Source organism: Streptomyces sp. NBC_00388, assembly GCF_036061255.1.
Classification (GTDB): domain Bacteria; phylum Actinomycetota; class Actinomycetes; order Streptomycetales; family Streptomycetaceae; genus Streptomyces.
In genome coordinates this window covers 5,919,876-5,932,010 of record NZ_CP107948.1, presented here as the reverse complement: position 1 = coordinate 5,932,010, position 12,135 = coordinate 5,919,876, and the positions used below count along the sequence as shown (strand labels likewise).

10 protein-coding genes are annotated in these 12,135 nt (G+C 73.6%); 8 read left to right on the top strand and 2 right to left on the bottom strand.

Annotated features, from left to right (window positions below; translation table 11 throughout):
• The first annotated feature begins 50 nt into the window (after positions 1-50).
• The 8 genes from OG917_RS26470 to OG917_RS26435 all read left to right on the top strand — a co-directional run bounded on the left by OG917_RS26470 (position 51) and on the right by OG917_RS26435 (position 8,646).
• Positions 51-545 (top strand): hydrogenase maturation protease, encoded by a 495-nt coding sequence (locus tag OG917_RS26470; protein WP_328320236.1) that lies wholly within the window; start codon positions 51-53, stop codon positions 543-545.
• Between the two features lie 2 nt (positions 546-547).
• A complete protein-coding gene (gene hypF / locus OG917_RS26465) occupies positions 548-3,154 on the top strand; it encodes a carbamoyltransferase HypF (RefSeq protein WP_328320234.1) in 2,607 nt (868 codons plus the stop codon).
• 82 nt (positions 3,155-3,236) lie between these two features.
• Positions 3,237-3,539 (top strand): HypC/HybG/HupF family hydrogenase formation chaperone, encoded by a 303-nt coding sequence (locus OG917_RS26460; protein WP_328320232.1) that lies wholly within the window; start codon positions 3,237-3,239, stop codon positions 3,537-3,539.
• Entirely contained in the window at positions 3,536-4,639 is a 1,104-nt protein-coding gene (gene hypD / locus OG917_RS26455; RefSeq protein WP_328320231.1) for a hydrogenase formation protein HypD, read from the top strand. The genes OG917_RS26460 and hypD overlap by 4 nt, the downstream gene beginning before the upstream one ends.
• 8 nt (positions 4,640-4,647) lie before the next feature.
• Complete coding sequence (hypE, locus tag OG917_RS26450) at positions 4,648-5,715, top strand: hydrogenase expression/formation protein HypE (RefSeq protein ID WP_328322194.1); 1,068 nt, start codon at positions 4,648-4,650, stop codon at positions 5,713-5,715.
• Complete coding sequence (locus OG917_RS26445) at positions 5,716-6,432, top strand: DUF6390 family protein (RefSeq protein WP_328320229.1); 717 nt, start codon at positions 5,716-5,718, stop codon at positions 6,430-6,432. It abuts the gene before it with no gap.
• Between the two features lie 187 nt (positions 6,433-6,619).
• The gene (locus OG917_RS26440) at positions 6,620-7,375 is read left to right on the top strand and encodes a FadR/GntR family transcriptional regulator (protein WP_328320227.1); all 756 of its coding nucleotides are present in this window, start codon (positions 6,620-6,622) and stop codon (positions 7,373-7,375) included.
• Complete coding sequence (locus OG917_RS26435; protein ID WP_328320225.1) at positions 7,372-8,646, top strand: CynX/NimT family MFS transporter; 1,275 nt, start codon at positions 7,372-7,374, stop codon at positions 8,644-8,646. Before OG917_RS26440 ends, OG917_RS26435 begins: the two co-directional genes overlap by 4 nt.
• Positions 8,647-8,753: 107 nt before the next feature.
• Here OG917_RS26435 and OG917_RS26430 read toward each other — a convergent pair whose 3' ends face one another.
• Positions 8,754-11,627, bottom strand: coding sequence for an FUSC family protein (locus OG917_RS26430; protein WP_328320223.1), 2,874 nt, complete (start codon positions 11,625-11,627; stop codon positions 8,754-8,756).
• Positions 11,624-12,082 carry a MarR family winged helix-turn-helix transcriptional regulator gene (locus tag OG917_RS26425; RefSeq protein ID WP_328320221.1) on the bottom strand — a complete coding sequence of 153 codons (459 nt, stop codon included), beginning with the start codon at positions 12,080-12,082 and terminating at the stop codon, positions 11,624-11,626. Before OG917_RS26425 ends, OG917_RS26430 begins: the two co-directional genes overlap by 4 nt.
• Positions 12,083-12,135: the final 53 nt, after the last annotated feature.

The following is a 12,135-nucleotide window of genomic DNA, read 5'->3' as shown; positions in this document are numbered from 1 at the left end:
GCGGCCCCGGCCCCCGTGCCCGGTCCGCCGGCGGCCGGGGCGCGGCGCCGATGACGGACCGCGTCCTGGTCGCCGGGGTCGGCAACCTCTTCCTGGGCGACGACGGTTTCGGCCCCGAGGTGGTCCGCGCGCTCGCCCGTTCGGTACCGCTGCCGCCCGGCGTCCGCGTCGTGGACTACGGCATCCGCGGCATGCATCTCGCGTACGACCTGCTGGACGGGTACGACGCGCTGGTGCTGGTCGACGCCTGCCCCGGCGGGGGGCCGCCCGGTGAGGTGACCGTCCTCGAAGTGGGGCCCGACGACCTCGGTTCGGGTGAATTCGATGCACACGGGATGAATCCGGTAGCAGTGCTGGCGAATCTGGAGCAACTGGGCGGTACCCTTCCGTCCACCTACGTCGTGGGCTGCACCCCCGCCGATGTCGGTGAGGGCATCGGGCTCAGCGGCCCGGTGCTCGCGGCCGTACCGGAGGCCCTGGACGCCGTACGGATTCTGGTGGGCCGCCTGCTGCCGTACGAGTCCGCGCCGACCAGGAGGTCCTGATCATGTGCCTTGGCATCCCGGGGCGGGTCGTGGAGCTCGTCGACGGGTACGCGGGCCAGCTGGCACTCGTCGATGTCGAGGGGGCGCGGCGGCGCATCAACGTCGGGATGCTCGACACCCCTCCGGCCGGCGGCGACTGGGTGCTCCTGCACATGGGATTCGCGCTGGAGGTCATCGACGCGGCGAAGGCCGGGGAGGCTCTCTCCGGGCTGGAGATGATGGGCCGGGGCCGCGCAGCGGAACCCGCTCCGGCGGAGGCCGCCTCCCCCGGTCCTCCTCCGGTCCCGGTGGACCGGCTGCGGCGGCGGTTCGAGGTCCACGGGGTGGTCCAGGGGGTCGGTTTCCGGCCCTTCGTCTACGTCAGCGCCCGTGAACTGGCCCTCAGCGGTTCGGTGGTCAACACCGGATCCGGCGTCGTCGCGGAAGTCGAGGGTTCCGAGGCGGCGGTGGCGGAGTTCGGCAGGAGGCTGCGGGCCGACGCCCCGGTACTCGCCGTGGTGGAGGCCGTGCACGAGTCGGACCTGGCACCCCTGGGCCGCGCCGGGTTCACCATCGGGGAGTCCCGCGGGGAGGGCGCGTCCCGCACCCTGGTCTCCCCCGACGCGGCGACCTGCGGGGAGTGCCTGGCCGAGATGGGCGATCCGGCGAACCGCCGCTACCGTCACCCCTTCATCACCTGCACCCACTGCGGTCCCCGGTTCACCATCGTCACCGGAGTGCCGTACGACCGGGCGGCCACCACGATGGCCGCGTTCGGGATGTGCGGCGGCTGCCGGGCCGAGTACGAGGATCCGGACGACCGGCGCTTCCACGCCCAGCCGGTCTCCTGTCATGAGTGCGGTCCCGCCCTCGAACTGGTCCGCAAGGACGGGGCGCCCCCGCTGAGCGGCGAGGACGCGTTGCGGGCCGCCCGGGAGCTGCTCGCCGCCGGGCGGATCCTCGCGGTGAAGGGGCTGGGCGGATACCACCTCGCGTGCGACGCCCGCAATGACGCGGCGGTGGCCGAACTGCGGCGGCGCAAAAGGCGCGGCGCCAAACCGTTCGCGGTGATGGTCGCCGACTGCCGGGCCGCGGCGCAGCTGGTGACGGTGGGCGAGGACGAGGAGCGGCTGCTGACGGGCGGCCGCAGGCCGATCGTGCTGCTGCCGCGGCGCGCGACGCCGGCCGGCGCCGGGATCTCCGGCGCGGTGGCACCGGGCAGCCCGGATCTGGGGCTGATGCTCCCGTACACCCCCCTGCACGCCCTGCTCCTCGGTATCGGGGACGATCCGCCGGGCCCCGGCGCGCTGGTGATGACCTCGGGCAACCGGGCCGGCGAGCCGATCGTCACCGACGACACGGAAGCCCTCGGCACGCTCGCGCCGCTGGCCGACGCCTGGCTGCGCCACGACCGGCGGATCGAGGTGCCCTGCGACGACTCGGTGAGCCGGTTCGTGGCGGGCGCGGAGCTCCCGCTGCGCCGGTCACGCGGCCACGCCCCGCTGCCGATCTCGCTGCCCTTCGACGTACCTCCGCTCCTCGCGGTCGGCGCGGACCTGAAGAACACCTGCGCGCTGGGCGAAGGACGGTACGCCTGGGTGAGCCAGCACATCGGCGACATGGCCGATCTGGCCACGTCCGAGGCGCTGACCCGGGCCGAGCGCCACCTGGAGCGGCTCACCGGCGTGGTGCCCGGGCAGCTGGTGGCCGATCTGCACCCCGGCTACCGGTCGGGCGGCTGGGCGATGGCACACGCGGGCTCCCGGCCGGTGCGGCGGGTGCAGCACCATCACGCCCATATCGCGTCGGTGATGGGCGAACACGGCGTCGCGGCGGACGCGAGGGTGATCGGTGTCGCCTTCGACGGCACGGGCGCCGGTTCGGACGGGGCCGCGTGGGGCGGCGAGGTGCTGATCGCCGGCTATCCGTCGTTCGAGCGGGCGGCGCACCTGGGGTACGTGCCGCTGGCGGGCGGCGACGCGAGCGTGCTGCGGCCGTACCGGATGGCACTGGCCCACCTCCGGGCGGCCGGGGTCGCCTGGGACGGGGAACTGCCGCCCGTCCGCGCCTGCCCGAAGCGTGAACGGGACGTGCTGGCGCACCAGTTCGGCACCGGGTTCGGGTGTGTGCCGACGTCCAGCATGGGCCGGCTCTTCGACGCGGTGGCCTCGCTGGCCGGGGTCCGGCACGAGGTGGAGTACGAGGCCGAGGCGGCGATCGGGCTGGAGGCACTGGCCAGGGCCGCCGGGCCGGACGCCGCCGCGGGGGACGGCCGGTACGCCTTCGGGATCCGGGAAGCGGCGCCGGGGGAGCCCGTCGTCGCCGACCCGGCGCCGGTCGTGCGCGCGGTGGTGTCGGACGTACGGGCGGGGGCACCTGCCGAGCTGATCGCGGCGCGGTTCCACGCCTGCGTCGCCGCCCTGACGGTCTCTCTCGCCGGGCTCGCCCGTGAGCGGTCCGGTCTCTCGGTGGTGGCCCTGGGCGGGGGCGTCTTCCAGAACGCCGTACTGCTCGAATCCGTCCAACGGGGCCTGGAGGCAGCTGACTTCACGGTGCTGCGGCCGCGAGTCCTGCCGCCGAACGACGGGGGCATCGCCTTGGGGCAGCTCCTGATCGCGGCGTCGGGCTGACCCCGTACCCCGAACCCGCGCCCAGCCCCCGCGCCCAGGCCCACCAGCAGAGATCCACCGGGATCCACAGAGAAGAGGAACCATGTGTCTGGCAGTTCCGGGGCGCGTCCTCAGTACCGCGGAGGTCGACGGCACGCTGATGGCCGATGTCGACTTCGGCGGCGTGCGCAAGGAGGTGTGCCTCCAGTACATCCCGGATGTGACGGCCGGTGAGTACGTCGTCGTACACGTCGGGTTCGCCATCCAGCGCCTCGACGAGGAGTCGGCCCGGCGGACGCTGGCCGAATTCGACAGGCTCGGCATCCTTGAGGAGGAGTTCGGCGACGGCTTCGAACTCGCCGCACGGGCCGCGCAGCAGGAGTCTTCCGAAGGAGCCGGCCGGTGAAGTACCTCGACGAGTTCAGCAACCCCGCGGCGGCGAAGAAGCTGCTCGACCAGATCCGTGCGGCGACCACACGGCCGTGGGCGCTGATGGAGGTCTGCGGCGGCCAGACGCACTCGATCATCCGCCACGGCATCGACCAGCTGCTCCCCGACGGGATCGAGCTGATCCACGGGCCCGGCTGCCCGGTCTGCGTCACCCCGCTGGAGATCATCGACCGGGCGCTCGCCATCGCGGCGAGGCCCGGGGTCATCTTCTGCTCCTTCGGTGACATGCTCCGGGTGCCGGGCAGCAGCCGGGACCTCTTCTCGGTGAAGAGCGCGGGAGGGGACGTCCGGGTGGTGTACTCACCGCTGGACGCGCTGAAGGTGGCCCGGGAGAATCCGGACCGCGAGGTCGTGTTCTTCGGGATCGGCTTCGAGACCACCGCTCCGGCCAACGCGATGACGGTGCACCAGGCCGGACGGCTCGGCGTACGCAACTTCTCCATGCTCGTCTCGCACGTCCTGGTGCCGCCCGCGATCTCGGCGATCATGGAATCCGCCACCTGCCGGGTGCAGGCCTTCCTCGCCGCGGGTCATGTGTGCAGCGTGATGGGGACCGCGGAGTACCCGCCGCTCGCGGAGAAGTACCGGGTACCGATCGTCGTCACCGGCTTCGAGCCGCTGGACATCCTCGAGGGCATCCGCCGTACGGTCGTCCAGCTCGAAGAGGGCCGTCATGAAGTGGAGAACGCCTATCCCCGCGCGGTCCGCGCGGAGGGCAACCTGCCCGCCATGGAGATGCTGCGGGACGTCTTCGAGGTGACCGACCGGACATGGCGCGGCATCGGGATGATCCCGCGCAGCGGCTGGCGGCTGTCGCCGGAGTACGCCGCGTTCGACGCGGAACAGCGGTTCGACGTGTCCGGTATCCGGACGTCCGAGTCCGCGCTGTGCCGCTCGGGCGAGGTGCTCCAGGGCCTGATCAAACCGCACGAGTGCGCGGCCTTCGGCAAGGAGTGCACTCCGCGCAAACCGCTGGGCGCCACGATGGTGTCGTCCGAGGGCGCCTGCGCCGCCTACCACACCTACCGACGACTGGAACTGGTAGAAGCCACGTGACCGACGCCATGCAGTACCCCACCGGCCTGGACTTCGAGAGCTGGGTCTGCCCGGTCCCGCTGCGCGAGACGCCCTCCGTGGTGATGGGCCACGGAGGAGGGGGCGCGATGTCGGGCGAGCTCGTCGAGCATCTGTTCCTTCCCGCGTACGGGGATGCGGCAGCGGCCGAACTGGGCGACTCCGCCGTCCTGTCCGTCGGCGGCGGCCCGCGGCTCGCCTTCTCCACCGACTCCTATGTGGTGAAGCCGATGTTCTTCCCCGGCGGGTCGATCGGCGACCTGGCGGTGAACGGGACGGTGAACGACCTCGCGATGTCGGGCGCTGTGCCGCTCTTCCTCTCGACGGCGTTCATCCTGCAGGAGGGCACCGGGCTCGGCGAACTCGGGCGGATCGCCGAGGCGCTGGGCGCGGCGGCGCGGTCCGCCGGTGTCCGGCTGGTCACCGGGGACACCAAGGTCGTCGACAGTGCCAGCGGTGACGGCGTCTTCATCAACACGTCCGGGATCGGCATGGTGCCCGACGGTGTCGACATCGGCCCGGCCCGTGCGCGGCCCGGGGACGCCGTCCTCATCAGCGGTGACATCGGGGTGCACGGGGTGGCGGTGCTGAGCTGCCGCGAGGGGCTGGAGTTCGGCACCACGGTCGAGAGCGACACCGCCGCGCTGCACGGGCTGGTCGCCGGCATGATCGCCACCGGAGCGGACCTGCATGTACTGCGGGACCCCACCCGGGGCGGTGTCGCGGCCTCGCTGAACGAGATCGCCCGCGCGTCCGACGTCGGCGTCGAGCTGGTGGAGAGCCGGCTCCCGGTCCCGGCGACGGTGCGCGACGCGTGCAGCCTGCTGGGCCTCGATCCGCTCCAGGTGGCCAACGAGGGGAAGCTGATCGCGGTGGTGCCGGGCGAGAGCGCCGACCAGGTCCTGGCGGCGATGCGGGCGCACCCCCTCGGCGGTTCGGCCTGCCGCATCGGCACCTGCGTGCCCGACCACACCGGGATGGTGGTGGCGAGGACCGGGCTCGGTGGCAGCCGGGTGGTGGGCCTGCCGATCGGCGAGCAGCTGCCCCGGATCTGCTGAATGAGCGCCGAGGGCGCGCTGATGTTCGCGCGCTACGCCTATCCCCCCAACGAGCTCGGCTACTGCGGCCCCGACGACGCGGGAGCGCTGCTGCGGCCGGGAGCGGTGGCCGGGATGGAGGAGCAGGCCCGGCAGTTCGAGGGGGCCTGGTGCTATCTCGAATTCCTGGCGGAGTCCGCGGGTGTCGCCGACCCACTCGACCTGCGCGTGGTGGAGGCGTACTGGATCGGCAACGACCTGCTGGACCAGGCCGATCCCGGGGCGCTGCTCGACCGCCTGCTGGTCCGGTTCCGGGGGCAGACGGGCGGCACCTGGCGGGAGGCGGCGCACCGGGCCGTCGCGCACCACAGCTTCCAGGTGTTCGACGTGTACCCGTGGGCGGCGCTGCTGCGCGCCGGCGGGCACCCCGTGGCGCTGTCCGTGCTCGACCGGTGCCGCATCCGTACGGGTGTCGTCACCGGGGTGGACGGTGAGTCCGCCACCGTGGAGTCCGCCCCGCTGGGCTGGGACGGGACTGCGCTGCTGCCGGGGGCGCCGCGCCAGGAGACGGTCCGCTGGTCCACGGGCGGCAGGTCGCTGATCGCCGGGGTCTCCCCCGGCGACCGGGTGGCGCTGCACTGGGACTGGGTCTGCGACGTGCTCACCGACGAGCAGGCCGCGCGCATCGAGTCGATCGAGAGCCGGCGGCGTGACGAGATCAACTCGCTGACGGTCTGACGGCGGCCCGCACGGCCACCGCCTCCGGCGCGTCCGGAGGCGGTGCGCGCGTGCGCGCCACCACCCTGCGATGCCACCACCCTGCGATGCCACCACCCTGCGATGCCGCCCCCTCTGCGCTCCGGCGGCGTCATCCGTCAAACATGGGATGTTAGGTTGTCCGGAGGTATTGAGCCTGGAGGTGGACATGCCGCTGCGCGCGACGGAGCGTTCCAGTCTGGTCGGACGCGTGATCGATCAGCTGCAGACCTTGATCGAGTCCCGGGAATGGCCGGTCGGCACGAAGATCCCGGCCGAGCCGGTCCTGGTGGACCTGCTCGGGGTCGGGCGCAACACGGTGCGTGAGGCGGTCCGTGCGCTGGTGCACAGCGGGATGCTGGAGCCCCGCCAGGGTGACGGGACCTATGTGCGCGCCGCCGACGACCTCGGCGCCGCGCTGCTGCGGCGGCTGCGCAGGGCCGGCCTTCTGGAGGCGCTGGAGGTCCGCGCCGGGCTGGAGCGCGACGCGGCCCGGCTGGCGGCCGAACGCCGCACCCCGGAGGACGTGGCCGCGCTGCGCGCCGCGCTGCGGCGCCGCGACGAGACGAGGCACGAACCCGGCCACGCCGGGTTCGTGGACGCCGACGTCGCCTTCCACCACACGGTGGTGGCCGCCGCGCACAACGGGATGCTCGCCGATCTCTACAGCCACCTCACCGAAGGGCTGCGGGCCACGGTCACCTCCGTCGCCCACGCCCCGCTGCCGGACGGGCCGCGCTTCCAGCTCGACTCGCACGCGGCCCTCGTCGACGCCATCGAGAAAGCGGATGCCGATCGGGCGATCCGCTGCGTCGAGGAGTACATCAACGAGACCATCGCCTCCGTACGGGCCCTCCAGGACGCCGATCCGCTGCCCGGCCGGGCAGGCGGCGGCCCGGACCGGAACGCGGGAGGCCGCTCATGAAGGGGACCCGTACCGGACAGGCCGCCGCGCGGCCGGAGCGGATACCGGCCGGCCCGGCGCCCGCGGTGCGGCCGGGCGGTCTGCTCGCCTTCGGTGTCATCGTCCTGGCGCTGAATCTGCGCCCCGCCGTGGTCGCCGCATCGCCGCTGCTGGACACCATCCGCACCGACACGGGGATGTCCGCCACCACCGTCGGGCTGCTGACCACTCTGCCGCTGCTCTGCTTCGGCCTGCTCGCCCCCTTCGCGCCGCGCCTGGGCCGCAGATTCGGCATGGAGCCCGCGCTGCTCGGCACCATGGTGCTGATCTGCGCCGGAACCGCGCTGCGGCTCGTGCCGTCGATGGCCGCGCTGCTCGGCGGCACGGCCGTCGTCGGCGCGGGCATCGCCGTCGCCAACGTCCTGCTGCCCGGAGTCATCAAGCGCGACTTCCCGCACCGGGTCGGGCTGATGACGGGCCTGTACTCGATGTCGCTGTTCGGCGGGGCCGCGCTCGCGGCCGGTGTCACCGTCCCCGTCGAGCACGCCGCCCATCTGGACTGGCGCACCACGCTGGCGCTGTGGGGGCTGCTCGGTCTGCTGGCCGTGGCCGTCTGGGCTCCGCAGATCCGCCGCCACACCCGGGCCACGGCGGCCGAGGCGCGCGGCGCGGCCCATCCCGTCCGGGGGCTCTGGCGGCACCCGGTCGCCTGGCTCGTCACCGGCTACATGGGTCTGCAGTCCCTCTCGTACTACGCCGCCGCCGCATGGCTGCCGACGATCCTGGGCAACGCGGGCATGGCCGAGGGCGCAGCGGGATGGATGCTCTCCTTCTCCAGCCTGCTGGGGATCGCAGGAGCCTTCCTCACCCCGGTCCTCGCCTCGCGGGGGGTGCGCCCCGGGCTGCTCGCGACGGCCGGGGCCGTGCTGACGGTGGCCGGTTTCGCGGGGCTGATCGCCGCACCGGTGAGCGGGGCGTACCTCTGGATGGCGCTGCTCGGGCTCGGCCAGGGCGCGGCGATCTCGCTGGCGATGCTGTTCATCGTGGAGCGGGCGCCGGACGGCCGCCATGCCGCGCAGCTCTCCAGCATGGCGCAGTGCTTCGGCTATCTGCTGGCCTCCGCCGGGCCGCTCGCGCTGGGGGCCGTGCACCAGCTGACCGGCAGCTGGACGGCGCCCCTGGTGATGCTCGTCGTACTGCTGGTGCCGCAGGCCCTCATCGGTATCGGCGCCGCCCGCGACCGGCACGCTGCGCCCGGCCAGGGCGCGCGGGAGCCGGGGACCGGGGGCTGACGGGCCCCGCCGGGACGGGAGCGCCGTGGAGACACACCGCCGCCGGCCGGGTCCGGCTGTACGGGCCGTTCGCCCGTACAGCCGGTCCGGCCGGCGGCGGTGGTGTCCTACTGCCCCGACGCGGGATGGAGCCGGATGTCGTGGTGCATCTCGCCCTCGGTCCGGGTCACCGAGAGGAACTCGGCACGCGGAGCGTGTGACGAGCCGGCCGCGATGAGCGTGTACGTGCCGGGCTCAAGACCGGTGATCCGGTAACGGCCACCGAGCGTGCGCACGCCGGCCCGGCGCTTGCCCCGGGAGCTGACCACCGTGATCCACGCATCGCAGTCGGCCGGGTGATCCGGACACCGCACGGACCCGCTGACCGTGACCGCGCCCGCGGTGTCGCGTGCCCGGTCCCGTCCGCCGTCCTGTGTGCGGGCGGCGGGCACCGCGCCCCGTTCGGCGTCGTCCGGCGCGGGGGCCGGGGCCCCGGGGCCCGCCGGACGGACGGCGTGGGCCATGGCCGGCACCTGTACGTCCGGCGTGCCGCCCGTATCGTGCCCGGCGGCCTGCCGGGTGTGCGCGGCCCAGGCGGCCAGGACCTCCTGGGTGCGCCGCTCCCGCGGCGTGACGGGCGCGGTGCCCGCGGATCCGGTGTTTCCGGCAGCCGCGGGGAGCTGACCGGCGGACGCGGTCACGGTCCGCAGACCGCGGCCCCCGGCGAATCCGGCCAGCACCTCGTCCAGCGCGGCCAGCTCCCTGAGCGCGGTGTGCAGCCGGTCGGCGCGGGGGCCCGCCGGGGCCCGCAGCTCCCCTTCGAGGTCCCGGATGAGCGGACTGACCCGGACCCAGGTGCCGCCGGGTTCGCCGGTCGAGAAGTGCAGGTCGAGGGCGCGCAGGGACTCCAGGAGCGTCTGGGTGATCCGTTCGACGTGCCCGGTGAGCCGGGGCCCGAGGTCGATGTCGACATCGGCCGCCGCGGCGAGTGCGCGGGCGTGCGCGGTGGCGGTGGCGAGCAGGGCGAGCCGGTTCTCGGCGCCGCGTCCGCGTACCCCCAGCGGCATCCGGACCAGCGGCCGGGCCACGCTGCGGATCTGGAAGAGCGCCGCGTCGACCCCGCGGGCCGCGCCGCGCAGCCGGACGGGGGCCTCGGGGTCGTCCCACCGCTCACGGACCTGGGTCACCAGGTGCTCCAGCGCCGCGACGTATCCGCGGTCCGCCTCCTGGGCGACCTTGCGCGTGGAGAGCGGGAAGATCAGCGCGGCGCAGGCGGTGGCGACCAGGATGCCGAGCCCGTTGTCCAGCAGCCGCTCGGCCAGCAGGTGGTCCATGCCGCTGTACGGGGTGGACATGCCGTACAGCTGGACGAGGGCGGTGACGAGCCCCACCACCCAGTAGGCGTACTGGCGCTGCATGCCCAGCGCGCCCAGGGCAAGCCCGGCCACGATGACCAGCAGTGTCCAGTAGATGTGGCCGGGGCCGATGAGCCGGAGCAGCCAGATGCCGATCACCGCTCCGGCGATGGTGCCGACCATCCGGTGGGCGAGCTTGCGCAGCCGCTCGTGCGTGGTGTTGGTGCCGAAGAGCGTGATCATCACGCCGACCAGGCCCCAGTAGAAGCGCCGGGGGTCGATGGCGTCGGTGATCGGGCAGACGATGGCGCAGGCCACCGCGGCGTGCAGCGGTACGCGCACATAGGGGACGATCCGCCGCCATCCCGTCAGCTCCTGGGCCGCGGCGATCCGCCGGGCGACCGCGCCGGTTCCGGCGGGCCGGTTCTGCTCCAGGGCGACGGTGGGCTGGAAGGGGACCTTGGCGCGGGCCTTCGGCGCGTTCCATCCGAGGTCGAGCCAGTGCGCGAGGGAGTCGGCGAGCGAGTCGAGCAGATGGGCGACGCGCCGGGCCAGCACCGCGGCCTCGGCCTCGTCGGGGCTGGTGTTCCGGTCACCGAGGACGTCGGTGGCCTGCTGCTCGATGAGCCGGGCCGCCGGGTGCAGGGCGTCGGCCCGGCCGAGCGGGGTGTCGCGGGCGACGACGAGCGCGACGACCATCGCCTCGCGCAGGTGCGGGGGTACGGGCAGCCGGGCGAGCCGCTGCGCGGCCTGGCCGATGCCCTGCAGGGCGAGCTCGGCGTCGAAGAGGTACTGGTGGAGCAGTTCGGCGGTGTGCGGGTCGGCGGCGACCTCGGGCTGGGCGAGACGGCCGTCGATGGTGACGGTGGTGATGTTGAGACGGCGCAGGCTCCGCCGGATGCGCTTGATGGCGACGTCGTGGTCGGCATCGGGGTCGAGCGCGGCCGTGGCGGCGTCACCGACCCTGCGCGCCTCGACGACGAAGGCCCGCTGGGTACGGAGCAGATCCTCCCGGGGCATCGGGCAGCAGAGCAGCAGCCGGGCGGCGAGGATGGCGGCCGATGAGACCAGGGCGACGACGAACAGCTTCCCGCACAGGTTCAGCGGGATGTTCGCCATCATGCCGACCATGAAGGAGTTGAAGAGCATCATGCCGGTGAGCAGCGCGAGCGACCCGAACCGGGCCAGGAAGAACGTCAGCGCCAGCGCCACCACCATCAGCGTGAGTTCCAGCGCACGGTCCTGGTGCAGCCACGCGGCGAGCGGCAGCACGGCCGAGTAGGGGAACGGCATCCACAGGATGGCGCGGGTGAGCCGGAGCGGGGTGTTCTCCGCGATGGCGAACGCGCTCATCAGCCCCATCATGCCGCCGACCATCATGCCGAGCATGGCCGGAAGGGTGAGGGCGACGGACATCCCGTAACCGACGGCGAGGCCGGTGGTGACGGCGACGAGCGAGCGCCACCCGGCCTGCAGCTGACCGAGCCCGGGGTCGGCGGCGAGCACCCCGTCCCACCAGCGTCTGGGGCCGCCGACCCGGCGGGGTGCGACGGAACCTCCCGTACGGGGTGGCCGGCCCCCCTTCGGTCCGGCTGCGGGAGCCGTGGTGTCGGGGGCCGGGGCGGCTTCGGCGGCTGGGGTGGTCAACTGACCTCCGGTTCGACGGCGTGCAGAAGGGTGGACACCGCATCCCGGGCCAGTCCCACGGCCCGCTCCGGATCGTCGACGCCGGTCCGCAGGCCTTCGAGCAGGGCCGAGGCCATACGCTGCCGCGCCCGCTCCAGGAGCTCCGCACCCGCGGGTGTGAGCGACGCCTCGACGGCGCGGCGGTCCTTGGCGCAGCGTTCGCGCGTGGTGAGCCCGCGTTCTTCCAGTTCCTGGAGGACGACGGTCACCCGGGGCTGGGCGAGGCCGGTGTACGCGGCGATCTCGGTGACCCGGCGCGGCCTGGGCTCCAGGGCGTCGAGTACGGCGGTGTGGCTGCGCGGCAGTCCGAATTCCCCGGCCCTGAAGAGCGCCTGGGAGAGCCGTCCGATGCCTCGAAGGAGTCCTCGGGCGGCGTCCTCGATCCGCTGCTCGTCGGAGGCCGGGGATAGATGCATATGGCAATTATATATTGCCGCCACGGGTGCTGAGCACCACGACCGCGGGAGAC